This window comes from Rubellimicrobium arenae, assembly GCF_017916275.1.
Classification (GTDB): Bacteria; Pseudomonadota; Alphaproteobacteria; order Rhodobacterales; family Rhodobacteraceae; genus Rubellimicrobium; species Rubellimicrobium arenae.
The window spans coordinates 118,231-137,460 of sequence record NZ_JAFMST010000011.1 but is presented as its reverse complement, the minus strand read 5'-3'; the positions used below and the strand labels follow the sequence as shown (position 1 = coordinate 137,460).

Below are 19,230 nucleotides of genomic sequence, written 5' to 3'. Positions count from 1 at the left end.
CCGAGTCACGCGGGGTCCAGTGTTTCACGAGGAGCTTGGCATCAACAGCTTAGGAACCGGTTGCGGCACCGTTCGCCCATCCGGTCGCTCGCGCAACGGCGCGGGGAGACGCGGCGGCACAGGACGGCACCGGCGCATGAGAAAAGGGGCGGAACCCTGCGGCTCCGCCCCCTGCCCCGTCCGTTTCGGGACGACCTTGATCCTTACATCTCGACCAGGTCGCCGTCCTCGTCGTGGCCTTCGCTGGACACCGAGAAGTCGAGCCCGTGCGCCGCACGGATCTTGTCCTCGATCTGAAGGGCCACGTCGGCGTGATCCTTGAGGAACTGCTTGGCGTTCTCACGCCCCTGGCCGATCCGCTCGTCGCCGTAGGAGAACCAGCTCCCCGACTTCTCCACCACGCCGGCCTTGACGCCGAGATCGAGGAGCTCCCCGGTCTTGGAGATGCCTTCGCCGTACATGATGTCGAACTCGACCTCCTTGAAGGGAGGAGCGACCTTGTTCTTGACGACCTTGACGCGGGTCGAGTTGCCCACGACCTCGTCGCGGTCCTTGATGGCACCGATGCGGCGGATGTCCATGCGGACCGAGGCGTAGAACTTCAGGGCGTTGCCGCCCGTCGTCGTCTCGGGCGAGCCGAACATGACGCCGATCTTCATCCGGATCTGGTTGATGAAGATCACCATGCAGTTCGACCGGCTGATCGAGCCCGTCAGCTTGCGCATGGCCTGGCTCATCAGGCGGGCGTGGACGCCCACCGAGGAGTCGCCCATGTCGCCTTCGAGCTCGCTCTTGGGCGTCAGCGCCGCGACCGAGTCGACCACGACGAGGCTGACCGCGCCCGAGCGGACCAGGGTGTCCACGATCTCGAGCGCCTGCTCCCCCGTGTCGGGCTGGGAGATCAGAAGCTCGTCGAGGTTCACGCCAAGCTTCTTGGCGTACATCGGGTCGAGCGCATGCTCGGCGTCCACGAAGGCGCAGACGCCGCCCTTCTTCTGTTCCTCGGCGACGACGTGGAGCGTCAGCGTCGTCTTGCCCGAGGATTCGGGTCCGTAGATCTCGATGATGCGGCCCTTGGGCAGGCCGCCGATGCCAAGGGCGATGTCGAGGCCCAGGGAGCCGGTCGACGTGGCCTCGATCTCGGGCAGCTTGTTGTCGCCGCCGAGCTTCATGATCGAGCCCTTGCCGAACTGCCGCTCGATCTGCTGCAGTGCGCTTTCCAGGGCCTTCTGCTTATCGGCCGTCTTTTTGTCGGTCATCGTGAGGAGGTCTGCCACTGCCATGTCCTGAGTCCTTATCCCATGCCCGCCCCTTGGCGGCAATCAGGCCTTTTGTTCCCGTCTTGTTCCGGTATCCTGAAATAGGACCAAACCGTGAACATTTCAAGCGTTTTCCATGCTGGAAACCATATCTCAGGCAAGGTTAACGGCAGGTTACCGCCCACCTTGGCCAGAGCTGGAAAGGCTTGGAATGCAGGGGCTTGGGGTGGGCTAGCGGGCCAGGACCAGGTCGGCGCGGAGCCCCCCGAGGGTGGCGCTCTGACCCAGGCGAAGGCTTCCCCCATGCGATCGCGCGATATCCGCGACGATGGCGAGCCCGAGCCCCACCCCCGGACTGTCCTGGTTGCGGGCGGGATCGAGCCGGGTGAAGGGGCGCATCGCTTCGTCCCGGCGCTCGGGCGGGATCCCGGGGCCGTTGTCCTCGACGACGAGGCGGATGGTCCGGTCGCTGAAGGACAGGCCGACCTGAACCTGCGTCCCATAGGCCAGCGCGTTGCCGATCAGGTTCTCGAGCGCCCGGCGGATGGCCATGGGGCGCATCGGGACCGGCCCCGGATCGGCGCCCGCGATCGGGGTCAGGACCACCGGGTCGCCCGCACGGCGATAGTCCTCGACGACGCTGCGCACCAGGACGGCAACGGAGGTCGGCTCCTGCGTGTCGCCGGCGTCCCCCCGCGAGAAGGCCAGGAAGGCGTCCACCATGCGGCTCATGTCGTCCACGTCCCGCACGAGATCCCGGGCCTCGTCGTCGTCGAGGAGCGACAGGCCGAGCCGCAGGCGCGTCAGCGGCGTCCGCAGGTCGTGGCTGATCCCGGCCAGCATCGTCGTGCGGGCCTGCGTCTGCCGTTCGATCCGGTTGCGCATATCGAGGAAGGCGGTCCCCGCCGCCCGCACCTCCTGCGCGCCCGATGGCCGGAACGGGATGATGCGGCCGCGACCGTAGGCCGTCGCCGCCCGCGCGAGCCGCTGGATCGGGCGCATCTGGTTGCGAAGGAACACATAGGCGACCGCCGTCAGCAGAAGCCCCAGGACCCCGGTCAGGACCAGCAGCTGATGCGGGTTGGTCGCCGCGATCCGTCGCCGCGCGAAGTTCACCTCGAGCAACCCGTTCGGCGTGTCGATCCAGATGCGCACCCGTCGCGGCGTCCCGAGATCGACCGCGGCGAGTTCCGGCAGGCCCTCGCGCAGGGTGTCGGCCATGGCCTGCCCGGCCAGGTCCCATTGCGGGATGTCGTCCCGTTCGGGCGCCGCCGGGAGGAGCGCGACGTCAAGCTCCAGCGGCACCGCGGCGGCCGTGGCATAGGCCAGCGCGGTGGGAGCATCGGGGGCCGACGCCGCCGCTTCGGCCAGGAACCGCAGTTCGAGAAGCAGTGATCGCGTCATCTGCCGCGTCACATCCTCGTAGTAGCGCTGGACGAAGCCGACCGAGACGGCCAGCTGGAGGATGATGACCGGAAGGACCAGGATCAGGGCGGCCCGCGCGACCAGGGAGCGCGGCATTCGGTCGTGGAGCCAGTCGCGGATCATGACGGCAACCGTAGCCCGCCCCGATGCGCCGCGAAAGGCATGGCGGGCGGCCCGCGGTCCGGGTTATGGCGCGCTGGCGGAGGTGGAGCGACGATGCCAGGGACCGAGCGCGAGCGGGTCAGCGAGCTGGAGCCGGGCCTGGTGCGGGTCCGCGCGGCCAATGCGTCCCCGCTCACGGCGGATGGCACGAACACCTACCTCCTGGGCCATGACGAGCTTTGCGTGATCGATCCCGGGCCGGAGGACCCGAGCCACCTCGCGCGGGTTCTCGATGTGATCGGACGACGACCCGTCCGCGCGATCGCGGTGACCCACGCGCATCTGGACCATTCGGGCCTGTCGCGCGCACTCGCCGCCCGGACGGGTGCGCCCGTGCTGGCCTTCGGCGATGCCAGGGCCGGGCAACGACCCGCTCCGGACGGACTGGCCTCGGGTCCGGGGGTGGACCAGACCTTCCGGCCGGACGGCCTGCTGCGCGATGGCGAGATCCTGGAGGGGGCGGGCTGGCGAATCGTCGCGCGCCACACCCCCGGCCACATGGGCAATCACCTGAGCTTCGACGATGGCCGCCACCTCTTTTCGGGCGACCATGCGATGGGGTTCGCGACAAGCGTCGTTTCACCGCCCGAGGGGCACATGGGGGACTACCTCGATTCGCTCGAGCGGCTGATCCGGATCGGCCCCCGGGTTCTCCTGCCCGGCCACGGCGATTCGGTGGCGGACGGGCTCGCGCGGCTTGGGGAGCTGCTGGCGCACCGGCTTCGAAGGGAAGCTCAGATCCTGGATGTGCTGGCCTCTGGACCGGCCAGCCCGGCCGAGATCGCCGAACGGCTCTATACGGGGCTGGCCCCGGACCTGCGCCCGGCCGCGCGCCGCAATGTGCTGGCCCACCTGATCGCCCTGGTGGACCGCAACCGGGTCACGTCCGACGACTCCGTGTCTGAGATGGCGACCTTCCGTCGGGTCTGACAAAATCTCTCGCCGGGGCCTCTGGACGCCGCCCGAGACCATTGCTATAGCCCCCCTCGTGTTCCGGCGTAGCTCAGCGGTAGAGCAGTTGACTGTTAATCAATTGGTCGTAGGTTCGATCCCTACCGCCGGAGCCAAAATCCTCGCAAGGTGATGAAAAGGCGAGGCCTTCATGAGATGGAGGCTGCTCGTCGCGTCGTCTGGGTCGGCATCGTCTGGGTCGAAGGTCCCGCCCCGCAGTTGAGATGAACGGCACGGCGTCTTGCCCGTCCCCCGCTGCGATTGGAACTGCCGCTGGGCCGCCCCTGTCAGGGTGACGGGATCCGGACGGCGCCGTCCGGCGCGTCGCGAATCGAGAGCACCCGGCTTTCGCCGAGTTCGCCCGCTTCCGCGAGGATCGGGTAGGCCACCGAGGCGATGTGCGCGTTCACCCGCTTCAGGTCCCGCAGGATGTCGAGGTGCAGCGAGCTGGTCGCCAGGGTCTCGGGCTGGCCAGCCCGAAGGCGGTCGAGGTGGCGGCGCTGCGACTGCTCCTCCAGGCGGCGCACCTGCACCTTCTCGCTGGCCAACCGGCGCGCGAGGCTGACATCGCGGCTGAGGAACACGGACTGGGCCAGCTCGAGGTTGGCGATGGTCTTGCGGCAGAACTCGAGGATCTCCCGCTCCCCCTGCTCGGAGAAGCGCACCTGCCGCGCCGCCTTCTTCTCGGCCATTCCGGCCAGGTCGCGGTCGAGGATGTCGCCGACATGCTCGAGGTTGATGGCGTAGGACATGATGTCCTCGCTGCGCCGCTTCTCGCCGACGCTGAGGTCCCGGGCGTTCAGGCGGGCAAGGTACATCTTCACCTCGGCGAGCATCGCGTCGACGCGGTCGTCCAGTTCGGAGGTGGCGCGTCGGACGGCGGGATCGTCGCTCCGGAACGCGGCGACGGTGCGCTCCATCATGGCGGCCACTGTGTCCCCGATCCGCAGCGCCTCGCGCACGGCGCCCGCCAGCGCGAGGCTTGGCATCTCCAGCGCGCTGTCGTCCAAGTGCGAAGCGGCCGTCCTCTCCGTCGGAGCGCCAGGCAGGAGCCGCCGGGTCAGCCGGTCCAGCGGACCGAGCGCCGGCAGGAACACGAGAAGCAGCGCCGCATTGAACCCGACATGGGCGACGACCGGCAGGGATGGCGTTCCGGGCGCCCAGGACTGCAGCCATGGCCCGAGCCAGTTCGCGGTCAGGGTGACCAGCGCGGCCCCTGCCCCGCGCACGGCGAGATTTGCACGCGTCACGCGCTGGGCTTCGATGCCGTCGGTCATGGCGGCAAGGCAGGGGGGAATCGCGCCGCCCAGGTTGGCCCCGGCCACAAGGGCGAGAGCCAGGGCGGGTGGCAGGTTTCCGGCGACCGACAGCGCCGACACGAACAGCACCACCGCCAGGCTCGAGGACGCCGCGACGGCGAGGCCCGCCGCGAAGACGACCGCGAAGGCCGGGGCGTCTGCCAAGGCCCCGAGAAGGGTGACGAGAACCGGAGATTCGCGCAGCGGATCGGTGGCGGCCCCGAGTTGCGCCAGCGCGAACAGCATCAGCCCCAGCCCGATCAGCCCCTTGCCGATGCCCTGCCCCCGGCCCAGCCGGCTGCGCGCGTGCACGGCAACCCCGGCCAGCGTGAAGGCGGGGGCCAGCCAGTGGACGTCGAAGGACAGGGCCACGGCCGTCAGGGCCGTGCCCAGGTTCGCGCCGAGCAGGACCGCCTGCGCCATGCGCCCTTCGATCAGGCCGCGCGCCGTGAACGACGCGGTGATCATCGCCGTCGCCGTGGACGATTGCACGGCCAGCGTCACCAGAAGGCCCGAGGCCGCCGCCGCGACCCGGTTGCCGGTGCCCCTGGCGATCCCATGGCGGAGGGACGCGCCGAACGCAGCGAGGATGCCCGACTTGACCATCCCGAGACCCCAGAGCAGCAAGGCCGCCGCACCCAGAAGATCCAGCAGGATGATGGTCGATGTCATGGGGACCCTCCGCGCGGCCCGACCGGTCGCGCGGGCCGCCTTCCCCTTGACGTAGGCTTGGCTGGGGGCTGTCCAGCCGGCGGGCGTTCCTTGTTCCTCTTGACGCGCCGAACGGGGCTGGGCGCGTCCTTCTGCCGGTCGCTTAACGGCGCGTTGCGCGAACGCGCGACCGGGGGCCGGCCATCCTTCAGGTCCGACACCACGTCTGCGTGACTCCCGTTTGCCTTGGGTCCACGGTCCGCTAGCTGCGGAGGGCTGGGCGTCCGGCAAACGGATGCCGGACCACGAGGCGAGCTGAATGACCGTCTTCCTGAATCGCATCTCGACGGTCGTTCCCCCGACCGACGTGCACCATATGTTCGTGGAGTTCGCCACCGGGCTGCTCAGGGGCACCCGAAGCATCCCCGTCTTCGAACGTCTGGCGCAGCGCAGCCAGATCGAGCATCGCTGGTCAGTGCTGGGCCTGGGCGGCGACGTCGGGGGGGTGGACGCCATCGATCTGTACCGGCCGGGCGCCTTCCCTTCGACGGCGAGCCGGATGCGCCTGTTCGAACGGTTCGCCGCCGATCTGGCCTTCAAGGCCGTGGACGGGCTGGATCTGGGCGCCGGGCTGAGCGATGTGACCCATGTGATCGCCGTGTCCTGCACCGGGCTGTCGGCGCCGGGGCTCGATCTGCAGATCGTGCAGCGCTGCGGCCTGAACCCGTCGGTCGAGCGGACGGTGATCGGCTTCATGGGGTGCTACGCCTCGGTCAACGCCCTCAAGCTGGCGCGGCACATCGTGCGATCGGACCCGGCCTCGCGGGTGCTGATCGTCAGCGTCGAACTGTGCAGCCTGCATCTGCAGGAAACGACGGATCTGGAACAGGTGCTGAGCTTCCTGGTTTTCGGCGACGGCTGCGCGGCCGCCCTGGTGTCCAGCGATCCGGTGGGCCTTTCGCTGGACAGGTTCCATGCGGCCCTGCTGCCCGAGGCGGCGGACCAGATCACCTGGCGGGTGGGCGACCAGGGCTTTGACATGTTCCTGTCGGGACAGGTGCCGTCGTCGGTCGGCACGGCGCTGCGCCGGGGCCGCGACAGCATCCTGGATGGCGCGGCGGTCGGCGACATCGATCTTTGGGCGATCCACCCCGGCGGGCGGTCCGTGCTGGATGCCGTCCAGAACGCGCTGGAGCTCGAGGCGCCTGCGCTCGGCGCTTCGCGGGAGGTGCTGCGACGGTATGGGAACATGTCGTCCGCCACCCTCCTGTTCGTGCTCCAGCGGCTGATGGCTGATGCGGAGGCGGGCCATCGGGGATGCGCCATGGCCTTTGGCCCGGGCCTGACCGCCGAAACGCTGCTGTTCACCGCCGCATGATGCGGGACCTGTCCGAGCGCTCGGGGCAGGCCGAGCTCATGGACTCGCCGGATGTCGACTACGCAACCTTCCGGGCCTGCCTGCAGGACCTGGCCAAGGTCAACGTGCTGTCCCTGGGCTACCGTCCCACGCTGACCTTTCTCGAATCCCTGCGCCGGAAGGGACGGCTGGATCAGGACCGGCCCATCGAGATCCTGGATGTGGGAAGCGGCTATGGAGACCTGCTGCGGACCATCCATCGCTGGGCCGACGGCCACGGAGTCCCGGTCCGCCTGACGGGGCTGGACCTCAACCCCTGGTCCGCCCGGGCGGCTGCCGGAGCCACGCCGGGGAACCAGCGGATCCGGTGGATCACCGGCGACGTCTTCGCGCATGAGGGCCGGGCCGACATCATCGTAAGCTCCCTCTTCACGCACCATCTGGACGATGGGCGGGTCATCCGGTTCCTCCGCTGGATGGAGGGCCGTGCCGGAATCGGCTGGTTCGTCAACGACCTCCACCGCCATGCCCTGCCCTATCGAACCTTCGGGCCGCTGGCGGCGGCGTTCCGCTGGCATCGCTTCGTCCGGCACGACGGACCGGTCTCCTTCGCGCGCGCCTTCGTCCCGGAGGACTGGGGGCGGCTGCTTCAGGCCGCGCAGATCCCGGACCAGGGAACCCAGGTCGCGACCTGGTTTCCGTTCCGTCTGTGCGTCAGCCGCGACCGGATGCGCTGATGCCCGAGATCCTGATCATCGGCGGCGGCCTCGCCGGGGCTGCGGCGGCGACGCATCTGGCGCGGGCCGGCCGGGAGGTAATGCTGCTCGAACGCGAGCCGGGTCCCCATGACAAGGTCTGCGGCGAGTTCCTGAGCTTCGAGGCGCAGGATTACCTGCGGGAGCTGGACATCGATGCCGAGGCCCTGGGCGGCGTTCCTCTCGACCGGGTGGCCGTGCAGATCGACCAAAGGCGGCGCGAGATCCCGCTGCCCTTTCGCGCGCTCAGCCTGTCCCGCCGCGTCCTGGACGAAGCGGTGCTCGGCGGGGCGATCCGGGCGGGCGCGGATGTCCGGCGGGGCGTCCGGGCGACGACCCTGGCGCGGACCGGGACGGGGTGGTCGGTGGGGCTTCCGGGCGGAGGCGGGCTGACGGCGCGCCACCTGTTCCTGGCAACCGGCAAGCATGACCTGCGCGGCTGGAAACGCCCGCCTGGCCGGCAGTCGGACCTTGTCGGCTTCAAGAGCTACTGGCGCTTGCCCGATCGTGGCAACCTGAGCGGCGCGGTCGAGCTGCATACCTTTCCCGGCGGTTACGCGGGCCTGGAGATGGTCGAGGGCGGACGCGCGAACCTGTGCCTCGTGATCCTCAAGACGGTTCTGGCGGCACTGGGCGGCGGATGGCGCGACGTTCTTGCCCATCTTCTGGCGACCTGCCCCGGTCTGGCCCGGCAACTCGTCCTTGGGGCTCCCTGTCCCGGGCGGCCCCTGGCCATCGCCGCGATCCCCTACGGCCTCGTGCAGCGGGAAAGCGACGGCTCGTGGCGTCTGGGCGACCAGGCCGCCGTCATCCCGTCCTTCACGGGCGAGGGCATGTCGATCGCGCTTCATAGCGCGCGGCTGGCCGCGTCCTTCTTTGCCCGGGGACATACGGCCGAGGACTTCCAGCGACGGCTGGCGGCCGACCTGCGCGGGCAGGTGAGCCGGAGCACCATGGCCTCGCGGGTCCTGGTGTCGTCCATGGGGCAGACCGTCCTGGGGCTCGCCTTGACGGCGCCGCTCATGCGCTGGCTGCTGCGGGAAACGAGGATCGCCCCGGTCGCGCGCCTGACGTCCTGACGCCTGGCCGCGAAGGCAGGGTCGGGACTGCCGTGGCGGCAATGGGCAGAACAGGGCCGCGTCTCCCTTGCACGGACGCCGCATCCATCCATATACCATCCACGTGGATGGCAGAGGCGCGGACATGCCGGCGAAGGTTCACCAACTCGCTCCCAAGATTCCGGAAAGCGAGAAGATCACGATCAACCTCGGCTATGTCGATCTGGGCCAGATCGACCTGCTGGTGCGCGAGGGATTCTACTCCAACCGCACGGACTTCATCCGGACGGCGATCCGGAACCAGCTCGATCGCCAGAACGAGGCGGTGAAGCAGTCGGTGGCCCGGCATCAGCTCGATCTCGGGCTCCGGCACTACACCCGAGCCGATCTGGAGAAGGTCAAGGCGGCGGGCGAGATGCTTCACATCCAGGTGCTGGGCCTGGCCGTGATCGCCTCGGACGTGCCGCCCGAACTGGCGCGCGAGACGATCGCGCACATCAACGTGCTGGGTGCCCTGTCGGCCCCTGCCCCGGTCAAGGACGCCCTGGCCGACCGCATCGGCTGACCCGCCCAGGTCAGGGCGGCCGATCCAAGTCCCATGATGGCCGCCCGGCATGGGCCGGCCGATCCCCCCGTCCTGCGGGCGCACAAAGGAACCGCGATGAATCCGTTCAAGCAGATCGACATGGCCGAGGCCACGCGCCTCACGCGGGAGGGACGGCTGGACGAGGCCATGGCCTTGCTGCGCGGCCTGCAACCGGGCGCGGGGCCGTCCACGGGGGCGCCACGGGCCAAGGCAGATGGCAGCGCGCGACGTGCGCCGAAGGAGGTCATCGACCTGGTTCCTCCGGCCCAGGGCTCGGACGGGGTCTGGACGCAGCCGGACGGTCGCCGCGAAGCCACCGCGAAGGCGGCAGCCTCGCCCGGGGGGCGGGACGGCCGCGGCCCCGGCCGGGACCAGCCCGGCCCCTCGCTGCGCGCCGCGGATCTGGAACAGGTTCTGCGGTCAAGCTTGGGCAACCGCTTTGCCGCAGGCTCGCGCAGCGCCGCCGTCGGGGTGCCACCCGGGGCGAGCTTCGAGGAGCACCTTTACACCAACGAGGCGGGAACCCGTCCCTACAAGCTATACGTCCCGGCGGCCCCGGGCGGGAACGCCCGCCCCCTGATCGTCATGCTTCATGGCTGCACCCAGTCGCCCGACGACTTCGCGGCCGGGACACGCATGAACGAACTGGCCGAGGAGTTCGGATTCCTTGTCGCCTATCCGGGGCAGACGCAGTCGGCGAACGTGTCGAAATGCTGGAACTGGTTCAACGCCGCCGATCAGCAGCGCGACCGGGGGGAGCCGTCCCTCCTCGCGGGGATCACGCGGACCGTCCTGCGCGACCACGACGTCGATCCCTCACGGGTCTACATCGCGGGACTGTCGGCCGGGGGGGCCGCCGCAGCGGTCATGGGAGCCGCCTATCCGGATCTTTACGCCGCGGTCGGCGTGCATTCCGGCCTGGCCTGCGGCGCGGCGCGGGACATGGCTTCGGCCTTTTCCGCAATGCGGCAGGGCGCACCGGCCGCCCGCACGAGCGGGGCCCCGAAGGACGGACCGCCTACGATTGTCTTCCACGGGGACCGGGATACGACCGTCCATCCGACCAACGGCGATCATGTCGTCGCTCAGGTCGGGGCCGGGCAGCGCACCGAGGTTCGGGACGGGCGGTCCGAGGGGGGCATGACCTTCACCCGCACCATCCAGTTCGACCGGGCCGACCGGGTCCTCTCCGAGCAATGGGTCCTGCACGGGGGCGGGCACGCGTGGTCGGGCGGCAGCGCGTCGGGCTCCTACACCGATCCGCGCGGCCCGGACGCCAGCCGCGAGATGGTGCGCTTTTTCCTGGAGCATGGCCGTCGCGGGCGGGTCGGGTGACCGCCGGACAGCCCTGAATACGCACCCATCCGAATGGGGTGGGTTCTGACACCCGAGGACGCCCGAGCCGACCCATCCCCCGGGACGAGGCGGCCGGTCACGTCATGTCTTGCCGGATCCGGGCTCGGAGAGGCCGCGGTGGATCTGCGCCGCCAACGGCGCCGGGGTGACGTCCGCAATCCCGGCCATGACCTTGTTCTTGAGCGTGGGGACGACCTTGTGCCGGTCGGCCATCAGCGCCTCGAACGCGGCCTTGGCCACGACGTCGGGATCGTCCTTGCCTTGCGACGCGCCCGCGCGGGTATCGTCCATGTCGGCGCGGTGGAAGAAGTCGGTGTCGGTGACGCCGGGCATCAGCACCGTGACGGCGATGCCCGTGTCCTTGAGCTCGTTCCGCAGCGCCTCGCCGAACCAGCGCAGGAAGACCTTGGTGCCGCCGTAGACCGCCTCGAACGGATCCGGCATCGTCGCCGCGATCGAGGACGTGAGCAGGATCCGGCCCTGGTCGCGGGAGATCATGTCCCGGAGCACAAGCTTGGTGAGCTGGACCGCGCCCCGGACGTTGAGGTCGATCATCCGCAGCTCGCGCTGGAGGTCCGTGTCGGCGAAGGCGCCGCCCAGACCGACCCCGGCGTTGACGCACAGGGTATCGACCGTCCGGCCCCGCAGGCTGCCGTAAAGCTGGTCCACGCCGGATTCGGTCGCGAGGTCGCTGGCGTGGGTGTCCACCTTGGCCCCGGTCGGCGCGAGAGCTTCGGCGGCCTCGCGCAGGTGCTGCGGATCCTCGGCCGCCAGCACGAGGTCGTAGCCGTTCTCGGCGAACTGGCGGGCCAGCGACAGGCCGATCCCATTCGAGCCGCCGGTGATCACGGCCAAAGGCCGGGTGTCGTCGTCAGGCATGTCACGCTCCGAAGCCAAGGGGGTCGCCCTCCAAGGCCGGATGCGGGGAAGTGGTTCCCTTGGGCGGCCACGACGGCCCGCCCCCGGGGACGCCGGGCCGTGGACTCAGGCCGACAGCCTGTTCGGGAACGGACCCAGGATGCTGCTCCAGGGGCGGCCGGACTTGCGGAGCACCATGATGCCGTCGACCACCACCACGAGGACGAGGACCGCGCCGATCACCACGGCCTGCCATTCGGACGGGACGGACAGGAGGTTGAACGCGTTGGTGAGCAGCGTCACGAACAGCACCCCGGCCAGCGCCCCGGCGTAGCTTCCCTTGCCACCCGCGATCGAGCCGCCGCCGATCAGGCAGGCGATGAAGATCTGCATCTCCAGCCCCTCGCCCATGTAGCGGTTGGCCATGCCGACCCGCGCGGTCATCAGCACCCCGGCCAGGGCCGCGAGTCCGCCCGACAGCACGAAGCACCAGAACTCGGTCGAGCGGCGGCGGATCCCGGTCGCCTCGGCGGCCTGCGGGTTGCCGCCCAGGAACAGCAGCGAGCGGCCCCGGAAGGTCAACCGCAGGAACGCCTCGAACCCGATGCAGAGCAGGAGCGCGAAGAGGAACAGGCCCGACAGGCCGCCGACCTCCCATTGGCCCAGAAGGTTGAAAGCCGGCGGGAAGCTCGTGAAGCCCGCGAGCTTTTCCCCTGACATCACGACCTCGATCACGCCGCGGGTCATGTAGAGCACGCCCAGCGTCACGATGAGGTGGTTGATCCCGAGCCGCGCCACCATCAGCCCGTTGAAGGCCCCGATCAGGAGCCCCGTCGCGATCCCGGCCAGGAAGGCGACCGGAACGGGCATCCCGGCCTCCAGCGCCATGGCCGAGGCGATGCCGGAGATCCCCATGACCGCGCCGACCGACAGGTCGAACCGCCCGATCATGAACAGCGTCATCATCCCCAGCGCGACGATGAGGTTCGGCGCCAGCGCGGTCTGGAGCGAGGCGAGGTTGTTGCCGTCGAGAAACGCCGGGGACACCACCGACAGCGCCACGGCCAGAAGGAGGACCACGCCGAAGGTGAGGCTTTCCTGTTCGAGCCGGGCGGAGCGGAGGAACGAAGTCTTGCGGATCGTGTCGGTCATCTCGGCCTCACTTGGCGCGGCGGTTGAGGACGGTGTCGAAGGCGACGGTCGCGATCAGGAGCGCACCGATGACGAACTGCTGGAAGACCGGCTCGATGTCGAACATGATCATCCCGTTCAGCACCAGGGCCAGAAGCAGCAGCCCGAGCGCGGAGCCGCGCAGGTCGCCCCGCCCGCCATAAAGGCTGGCGCCGCCGATGATCGCCGCGGTGACCATGACGAACTCGAGCCCCATGCCCATCTGCGTGTCGGCATGGGTGATCCGCGAGGCGGTGAAGATGCCCGCGATGCCCGCCGTCACCGAGCTGAGCACGAAGGCCAGGATCTTGATGCGGCCGACCCGGATGCCGTGCAGGACGGCCGAGCGGACGTTCTCGCCGATGAAGCACATCTTCCGGAACAGCGCGGACTGGCGCTGGAACACCCAGGCGGCCAGCACGGCGACGACCATGACGACGATCGTGATGCGGATGTCGAACAGGTCGGTCCGGGCGAACTGCCGGAAGGCGCGCGGGTAGGTCTGCCCGCCCAGGCTGTTGGCCAGCACGTTGGCGAGCCCCCGGACCAGCAGCATCGTCCCGATCGTCAGCATCAGGGAGTTGATGTTGAAGCGGACCACGAGGAAGCCGTTGATGAACCCGATCAGCGCCGCCACCCCGAGCGCCACCAGCGCGGCCGGCCAGAACGGCCAGTCTGCGACGAGGAGCGTCCCCGTGAGCATCCCCGTCAGGGCGAAGACCGATCCCACCGACAGGTCGATCTCGCGCATCACCATGACATAGGTGAAGCCGATGATCGCCAGGAACTCGATGGACACGCCAAAGAGGACCGAGTTGAGGTTGGACGCCGTGGCGAAGTTGGGCTGCGTGGCGGCCAGGAACACGGCCACGGCGGCCGTGACCAGCGCGAGCGGCAGGACGTTCGAGCCGAAGCCCCGCGCGCCGCCGAAGCGGAACCTGCGGACCGGGGTGATCTGTTCGAGCTGCTGGCTCATCATCTGTCCATCCCTCCTCAGCGGGTTCCGGCGGCCAGCGCCATCACCGCCTCTTCGGTCATTGCCTGGCCTGCCACCTCGCCCGCGAGGCGGCGCGATCGCATGACGACGATTCGGTGCGCGAGCCGCAGGAGCTCGGGCAAGTCCGAGGAGAACACGAGAACGGCCTTGCCCTGGGCGGCCTCGGCCCGCGCGGCGTCGTGCACCTCGGCCTTGGCGCCCACGTCCACGCCCCGGGTGGGTTCGTTGAGGATGATCACGCGCGGATCGTTGGCGAGGCAAGCCGAGACCATCACCTTCTGCTGGTTGCCGCCCGAAAGCTGCTTGGGCAGGCCCTCGGGACCGGGCACGCGGACGGCGAAGCGGCGGATGTCCTCGCGGGCGCGGTCGAGGACCTGCCGGCGGTCCACCATGCCCCAGCGCGACAGGCGGTCCAGGATGGGGGCGGATACGTTGTCGGCGATGGACCGCTCCATGTAGAGCCCCGCTTCCTTGCGGTTGCCGTTCAGGTAGGCCATGCCGGCGCGCATCAGCGCCGAGGGGCTGATGTCGCGCACAGGGCGGCCGTCCAGCTCCATGCGCCCCGAGGTCGGCGGCACGATCCCGAACAGGGACTGGGAGAACTGCTCGGCACCCGAACCTTCCAGCCCGAAGACCCCGACGATCTCGCCCTTTCGGACCTCGATCTGCATGTCCTGGAACTGTCCCGCCATCGACAGCCCCCTAACGGCAAAGGCTACGGGGGCGTCGGCCAGGGCCGCCGTGTCGGGGGCGCTGACCGGGCCGAGGTCGCGGCCCACCATGCGGCGGATCAGGTCATCCTCGCCGATCCCCTCGTTCCGGAGGGTTTCCACGAACTGGCCGTCCCGCAGGACGGTCACGTGGTCGGCGATCTCCAGCACCTCTTGGAGCCGGTGCGAGACGTAAAGGATCGTGTGCCCGCCGTCGCGCAGCCGCTGGATCAGGGACAGCAGCGTCTCCGCCTCGTGGTTGTTGAGGCCGGAGGTCGGCTCGTCCAGGATGAGGAGGCTCGCGTCGCTTTCGACGGCGCGCAGGATCTCGACGATCTGCTGCTGCCCGGGCGTGAGGCTGCCCAGGATCTCGCGCGTGTCGATCTGGAGGCCGAAGAGCCGCAGGAGCTCGGCCGCCCGCGCGTGCAGCCGGGGGAAGTCGATCCGCCCGCCCCGGCGCGGCATTCGGCCGACGAAGATGTTCTCGGCCACCGACATGTTGGGAAAGACGGCGAGTTCCTGGTGAACCATCGCGATGTCGCCGGACTTGCGGTCGCGGGCGCGGGTCGCGGCTCCGGCCAGGAGGATCTCGCCTTCGTCGGGTTCGATCTCGCCGTTGATGATCTTGAGCGTGGTGCTCTTGCCGGCCCCGTTCTCGCCCAGGATGGCGTGCACCTCGCCCCGGGCGACGCGGAAGGACACGTCGCGGAGCGCGCGGACGGCCCCGTAGGACTTGGACACGCCCCGGAGTTCAAGGATCGTCCCGGCGGGCCTGGCGCCCTCGACGCGGACGGGTTCGGCAATCGTCATCGCATCCTCCCTTGCGAGCGTCCGCCCGGAGCCTTTGCGCTCCGGGCGGGCCTGACGGTCAGAACTGCGGCAGGGCCTGGCGTTCGAACTGGTCGACGTTCTCGGCGTCGATCACCTCGGTGCCCATGTAGATGGCCTGCGGGAACGGATTGACGCCCGCCGCGGCGTTGTCCGCCGAGATCGGCACCGTGGCGAGGCCGGTGGCCGCATCGTTGTAGGCTTCGAGCATCTGCACCGCGAGGAAGGCCTGGAGCGCCGTCTTGTTGATGATGGACGCGTCGATCACCCCGTCCGCGATGCATTCGAGGACCGGGTCCTCGCGGTCGTGGACGATGACGGTCAGATCCTCGATGTCCATCTCGAGCTCCTCGGCGGCGAGGCAGATCCCCGTGCCGGACGAGCTGTCGAGCCCGACCACCGCCGTGATGTCCGGGTAGGTGTTGAACATCGTCTTGGCCGCGTCGATCGCCGCCGAGGTCGTGGCCTTGTCGTCGATCCGCCCGGCGAGCTCCCATTCGGAGTTGGCTTCGAGGTAGTCGACCATGCCCTGGAACTTGGCGTCGGTGTTGGACGCGCCCCAGTTGCCGGACGCGACATAGGTGCCGGAATTGCCGCCACGGGCGATCAGCTCCTTGGCGGTGTCGACGCCGGCCTGGTAGTTGTCCAGGCCGATGAAGGTCAGCGCGCCACCGTTGTCGGGCGTCACCGCCTCGATCACGACGACGGGGATGCCCTGCTCCATCGCCCGCCGGATACCCGGCACGGCGCCCGGCTCCCACAGGGTCGTGATGATGCCGTCGGGCTTGCGGGCGATCGCCTGCTCCACCGCCTCGGCGCCGGCGACGGGGTCCCAGCCCTGCGGGCCGAGCCGTTCAACCGTGACGCCGAACTTCTCCTGGGCGTAGTCCATGCCCAGCAGGCTGTCGAGCAGGTACGGATGGCCCTGGAGTTGCGACGCGTAGATGTAGGTGCGCCCGTCCTGCGCTACGGCCGGGCCTGCCAGGGCTGCGGCGATGGCAAGGGTGGCTGCGACAGCGGACGCGCGTGGGGCGGCGATGGATGCGGTCATGGTTCTCCTCCGGTGTCTCGGTGCTGGCACCTGCCACGCCCCATGAGCGTCGGCCCTCCCGGCTCAGCATCCGGATGGGAAATAGTTAACCAGCCTGAAAATGGCTGTCTACAAAAATTTGTATCTTGAAAGTGGCTTTCACGGGCGGCTAATTTCACGTCAGGGTAGCGTCCGACAGCGGCGCCTTGGAACGAAGAGATGGCATCCGAAGTCGGCATCCTGGAACACATCCAAAGCGTCAGGGGCGGCCTCAAGCCGACGCTGCAGGTCGTCGCCGACGCAGTCCTGGCCCGCCCCGCCGAGATGCGCAGCATGAGCATCCGGGAGCTGGCCACGACCTGCGGAGTCTCCGAAGCTTCGATCAGCCGTTTCGTGCGCGGGATCGGGCTTCCCAACTACCGGGCGTTCCAGCTCCGGATGGTGGAAGAAGGCGCAAGCGGCGCCGCGCCGCGCGGACAAGCGCCGGACGAGGGGCTGATCTACGAGAACATCGGCCGAACCGACACCGCCTCCACGATCCTGACCAAGGTCGCCCACCGCAACGCCGACGTGGCGCGGGCCTGCCTCTCGACCCTTGACCCCGCCGCCCTGGAGCAGGCGGCGCGCCTCGTGGGACAGGCGAGCACGCTTTACTTCTTTGCCGCCGGGCTGTCGGCGCTTGCCGCCGAGAACGCGCTGCTCCGCTTTGCCCGGATCGGCAAGCCCGCGATCTTTCATCGGGACCGGAACAACCAGATCCTCCTGGCGGGGTCGCTGCGCCCCGGCTCCCTCGCCATCGGGATCAGCGACTCGGGCAGGACGAACCAGACCGTCACGGCCCTGTACGCGGCCAAGGCGGCGGGCGTGCCGACCGTCGCGATCACGGCCTACGCGGATTCGCCGTTGTCACGGCAGGCCGACGTGACGCTGATCACCCCGGCCGGGTACCAGCCCTCCGGCGACGAGCCTCTCTACTACGAGAGCATGGTCTCGAAGTTCGGCCAGCTCATTGCCATCGACGTCCTTTATTCGCTGGTTGCCGTCCACGACTACGACGCGTCCGCGGCCGCCGTCCGGCGCGGCAACCAGTTCATCCAGGCGAGCCGAACCGCGAGGCGCCAGAATGGCACGGAATGACGTATCCCACGCCGCCCGTTCTGGCGCGGCGGGTCCGCTGAACCGGCATTGGCCCTACCGGGGCGGCTCCTTCGAGGAGCTTCTGGCCAGCACGCCCGAGGAGGGTCCCGTCCCGGTGCCCGGCCCCTCCGAGGTGGTCGCGCGCGTCGAGGCGGCGTCCATCTGCTCGTCGGACATCAAGGTGGTCCGGATGGGGTCCAGCCACCCGCTGTTCCGCGAAGGCGCCGGGGTCGACACCGTCCTAGGCCATGAGGTGTCGCTGCGGGTGCATTCCGTGGGGCAGCGCCAGCAGGACAGGTTCCGGCCGGGGCAGCGGCTGGGCCTCCAACCGGCCATGCGGATCGACGGCGAACGCCGGATCGTCGGCATGGACCTTCCGGGCGGCTTTGCGCAGTACATCGTGCTCGGCCCCGAGGTGCTGGCCGACTACGTCTTCGAGGTGCCCGACAGCCTCGGGGCTGCCGACGTGGCCCTTCTGGAGCCCTATGGCTGCATCGAGCGCGCCTGGCGCCCGAATGCGCGGACGAGCTTCCTGCCGGGCGGGCGGGCGCTGGTGGTCCTTGGCCCCGGGGCCGAGGCCTTCACGCTGGCCGATGTCCCCGCCTGGGGAGATGTCGCCGTCCTCGGGGGACGCCTGCCGTTTCCCGTTGGCGGCACCGCCCGCGCCCTGTCCGGGGTCGGCGCGGAACGGTTCGACGACATCGTTGCGCTCGGGGATCTTTCGGCCGGCGAACTCGAGACCCTCGTGGATGCCCTCGCGGATGGCGGGCTTCTCCTCCAGGCGCGCCGCGGTCCGTCACCGGGGCTGGTCGGCGTGGACCCCGCGCGCATCCATTACGACGCCCTGAGTTTCGTGGGCACCACCGACCCCGAGATCGGAACCGCGCTGTCCGCCGATCGGCAGCGGTTCGACGTCCGTCCCGGAGGCGTGGCGCTGATCCACGGCGCCGGCGGCGCCATGGGCCGCATCCATGTCCACCGCCTGCTGGAACTCGACGCCGGACCGTCGACCATCCTGGCCTCGTCGCGCAAGGGCAAGCGCCTGGCCGACCTCGAAACCGATTTCGGTCCCCTTGCCGCCGCTCGCGGCCGCAAGCTGGTGGTGGTCGATTCGGACGCCCTGCCCCGCGCCGTGGCGGACCATGCGCCGGGTGGACTGGACGACGCGGTCGTGGTCGCGCCGGACCCCGAGGCCATCGCGACGGCGGCGGGGTGGCTTGCGCCGGATGGGCTTCTCAATGTCTTCGCGGGCTTTCCGTTCGGCCGGAAGATTCCGCTCGACCTCGCCGGAGTGGCGCTGTCGGGCCTGCGGCTGATCGGGTCGACCGGATGCTCGGTCGCGGACATGCAGGGCGTGCTGGATCGCGTCCTGTCGGGCGAACTGGACCTGTCGACCAACATTAAGGCCGTGGCCGGGCTGGACGCTCTTCCGGCGGCGCTGGAGGCGGTCGCGAGCGGACGCGTTTCGGGCAAGATCGTGGTCTATCCGGACCGCCCGGACCTGCCGCTCACGCCCCTCGATCGACGTTGGGGCCGTGACGCCGAGCGCGCGATGCTGAGATGACGCCAGCCGCCGTCCGGCAGGACCGCGGGTGAACACGAGGCGAGGCCGCGCGGATCCGCGCAGCCCCGCCCGACAAAA

16 protein-coding genes and 1 tRNA gene are annotated in these 19,230 nt (G+C 69.6%); 9 read left to right on the top strand and 8 right to left on the bottom strand.

The genetic code is table 11. The features are described from left to right. Positions 1 to 203: 203 nt before the first annotated feature. Both recA and J3P31_RS17240 read right to left on the bottom strand, forming a co-directional pair. Positions 204 to 1,283 (bottom strand): recombinase RecA, encoded by a 1,080-nt coding sequence (gene recA / locus J3P31_RS17245; RefSeq protein ID WP_210529747.1) that lies wholly within the window; start codon positions 1,281 to 1,283, stop codon positions 204 to 206. Positions 1,284 to 1,490: 207 nt separating this feature from the next. After that, positions 1,491 to 2,807, bottom strand: coding sequence for an ATP-binding protein (locus J3P31_RS17240; protein ID WP_210529746.1), 1,317 nt, complete (start codon positions 2,805 to 2,807; stop codon positions 1,491 to 1,493). 93 nt (positions 2,808 to 2,900) lie between these two features. On the opposite strand from J3P31_RS17240, the gene J3P31_RS17235 reads away from it, so the two are divergent. Continuing rightward, positions 2,901 to 3,776, top strand: a complete 876-nt coding sequence (locus J3P31_RS17235; protein ID WP_210529745.1) for an MBL fold metallo-hydrolase — start codon at positions 2,901 to 2,903, stop codon at positions 3,774 to 3,776. 62 nt (positions 3,777 to 3,838) lie between these two features. Beyond that, positions 3,839 to 3,913, top strand: a tRNA-Asn gene (locus tag J3P31_RS17230). Between the two features lie 171 nt (positions 3,914 to 4,084). Here J3P31_RS17230 and J3P31_RS17225 read toward each other — a convergent pair. After that, a complete protein-coding gene (locus J3P31_RS17225) occupies positions 4,085 to 5,767 on the bottom strand; it encodes a Na/Pi cotransporter family protein (protein ID WP_210529744.1) in 1,683 nt (560 codons plus the stop codon). Between the two features lie 298 nt (positions 5,768 to 6,065). Here J3P31_RS17225 and J3P31_RS17220 point away from each other — a divergent pair, with 298 nt between their 5' ends. From J3P31_RS17220 to J3P31_RS17200, 5 genes are all read left to right on the top strand, one after another. After that, positions 6,066 to 7,124: a type III polyketide synthase gene (locus J3P31_RS17220; RefSeq protein WP_210529743.1), complete on the top strand. Its 1,059-nt coding sequence runs from the start codon at positions 6,066 to 6,068 to the stop codon at positions 7,122 to 7,124. Further along, positions 7,121 to 7,840, top strand: coding sequence for a methyltransferase domain-containing protein (locus tag J3P31_RS17215; protein ID WP_210529740.1), 720 nt, complete (start codon positions 7,121 to 7,123; stop codon positions 7,838 to 7,840). The genes J3P31_RS17220 and J3P31_RS17215 overlap by 4 nt, the downstream gene beginning before the upstream one ends. Continuing rightward, complete coding sequence (locus J3P31_RS17210; protein ID WP_210529739.1) at positions 7,840 to 8,937, top strand: NAD(P)/FAD-dependent oxidoreductase; 1,098 nt, start codon at positions 7,840 to 7,842, stop codon at positions 8,935 to 8,937. The genes J3P31_RS17215 and J3P31_RS17210 overlap by 1 nt, the downstream gene beginning before the upstream one ends. Before the next feature lie 124 nt (positions 8,938 to 9,061). After that, a complete protein-coding gene (locus J3P31_RS17205) occupies positions 9,062 to 9,481 on the top strand; it encodes a ribbon-helix-helix domain-containing protein (protein WP_210529738.1) in 420 nt (139 codons plus the stop codon). Positions 9,482 to 9,577: 96 nt separating this feature from the next. After that, the gene (locus tag J3P31_RS17200) at positions 9,578 to 10,837 is read left to right on the top strand and encodes an extracellular catalytic domain type 1 short-chain-length polyhydroxyalkanoate depolymerase (RefSeq protein WP_210529737.1); all 1,260 of its coding nucleotides are present in this window, start codon (positions 9,578 to 9,580) and stop codon (positions 10,835 to 10,837) included. 102 nt (positions 10,838 to 10,939) lie between these two features. On the opposite strand, the gene J3P31_RS17195 is transcribed toward J3P31_RS17200, so the two are convergent. From J3P31_RS17195 to J3P31_RS17175, 5 genes are all read right to left on the bottom strand, one after another. Further along, entirely contained in the window at positions 10,940 to 11,737 is a 798-nt protein-coding gene (locus J3P31_RS17195; RefSeq protein ID WP_210529735.1) for an SDR family NAD(P)-dependent oxidoreductase, read from the bottom strand. A gap of 105 nt (positions 11,738 to 11,842) precedes the next feature. Further along, on the bottom strand, positions 11,843 to 12,868 hold the full coding sequence (locus J3P31_RS17190; RefSeq protein WP_210529733.1) for an ABC transporter permease: 1,026 nt from the start codon (positions 12,866 to 12,868) through the stop codon (positions 11,843 to 11,845). Positions 12,869 to 12,875: 7 nt separating this feature from the next. Continuing rightward, positions 12,876 to 13,865, bottom strand: a complete 990-nt coding sequence (locus J3P31_RS17185) for an ABC transporter permease (protein WP_210529732.1) — start codon at positions 13,863 to 13,865, stop codon at positions 12,876 to 12,878. Positions 13,866 to 13,879: 14 nt separating this feature from the next. After that, complete coding sequence (locus J3P31_RS17180; protein ID WP_210529731.1) at positions 13,880 to 15,403, bottom strand: sugar ABC transporter ATP-binding protein; 1,524 nt, start codon at positions 15,401 to 15,403, stop codon at positions 13,880 to 13,882. 58 nt (positions 15,404 to 15,461) lie between these two features. Next, positions 15,462 to 16,472: a substrate-binding domain-containing protein gene (locus J3P31_RS17175; protein ID WP_210529730.1), complete on the bottom strand. Its 1,011-nt coding sequence runs from the start codon at positions 16,470 to 16,472 to the stop codon at positions 15,462 to 15,464. 198 nt (positions 16,473 to 16,670) lie between these two features. On the opposite strand from J3P31_RS17175, the gene J3P31_RS17170 reads away from it, so the two are divergent. Both J3P31_RS17170 and J3P31_RS17165 read left to right on the top strand, forming a co-directional pair. Then, complete coding sequence (locus J3P31_RS17170; RefSeq protein WP_210529729.1) at positions 16,671 to 17,588, top strand: MurR/RpiR family transcriptional regulator; 918 nt, start codon at positions 16,671 to 16,673, stop codon at positions 17,586 to 17,588. Further along, positions 17,575 to 19,152, top strand: a complete 1,578-nt coding sequence (locus tag J3P31_RS17165) for an alcohol dehydrogenase catalytic domain-containing protein (protein ID WP_210529728.1) — start codon at positions 17,575 to 17,577, stop codon at positions 19,150 to 19,152. Before J3P31_RS17170 ends, J3P31_RS17165 begins: the two co-directional genes overlap by 14 nt. Positions 19,153 to 19,230: the final 78 nt, after the last annotated feature.

Coding starts and splice junctions, on each gene's coding strand:
- J3P31_RS17180 (WP_210529731.1), bottom strand. CDS start 15,403: ATGACGATTGCCGAACCCGTCCGCGTCGAGGGCGCCAGGCCCGCCGGG.
- J3P31_RS17235 (WP_210529745.1), top strand. CDS start 2,901: ATGCCAGGGACCGAGCGCGAGCGGGTCAGCGAGCTGGAGCCGGGCCTG.
- J3P31_RS17200 (WP_210529737.1), top strand. CDS start 9,578: ATGAATCCGTTCAAGCAGATCGACATGGCCGAGGCCACGCGCCTCACG.
- J3P31_RS17170 (WP_210529729.1), top strand. CDS start 16,671: ATGGCATCCGAAGTCGGCATCCTGGAACACATCCAAAGCGTCAGGGGC.
- J3P31_RS17185 (WP_210529732.1), bottom strand. CDS start 13,865: ATGATGAGCCAGCAGCTCGAACAGATCACCCCGGTCCGCAGGTTCCGC.
- J3P31_RS17175 (WP_210529730.1), bottom strand. CDS start 16,472: ATGACCGCATCCATCGCCGCCCCACGCGCGTCCGCTGTCGCAGCCACC.
- J3P31_RS17220 (WP_210529743.1), top strand. CDS start 6,066: ATGACCGTCTTCCTGAATCGCATCTCGACGGTCGTTCCCCCGACCGAC.
- J3P31_RS17190 (WP_210529733.1), bottom strand. CDS start 12,868: ATGACCGACACGATCCGCAAGACTTCGTTCCTCCGCTCCGCCCGGCTC.
- J3P31_RS17165 (WP_210529728.1), top strand. CDS start 17,575: ATGGCACGGAATGACGTATCCCACGCCGCCCGTTCTGGCGCGGCGGGT.
- J3P31_RS17195 (WP_210529735.1), bottom strand. CDS start 11,737: ATGCCTGACGACGACACCCGGCCTTTGGCCGTGATCACCGGCGGCTCG.
- J3P31_RS17225 (WP_210529744.1), bottom strand. CDS start 5,767: ATGACATCGACCATCATCCTGCTGGATCTTCTGGGTGCGGCGGCCTTG.
- J3P31_RS17215 (WP_210529740.1), top strand. CDS start 7,121: ATGATGCGGGACCTGTCCGAGCGCTCGGGGCAGGCCGAGCTCATGGAC.
- recA (WP_210529747.1), bottom strand. CDS start 1,283: ATGGCAGTGGCAGACCTCCTCACGATGACCGACAAAAAGACGGCCGAT.
- J3P31_RS17205 (WP_210529738.1), top strand. CDS start 9,062: ATGCCGGCGAAGGTTCACCAACTCGCTCCCAAGATTCCGGAAAGCGAG.
- J3P31_RS17210 (WP_210529739.1), top strand. CDS start 7,840: ATGCCCGAGATCCTGATCATCGGCGGCGGCCTCGCCGGGGCTGCGGCG.
- J3P31_RS17240 (WP_210529746.1), bottom strand. CDS start 2,807: ATGATCCGCGACTGGCTCCACGACCGAATGCCGCGCTCCCTGGTCGCG.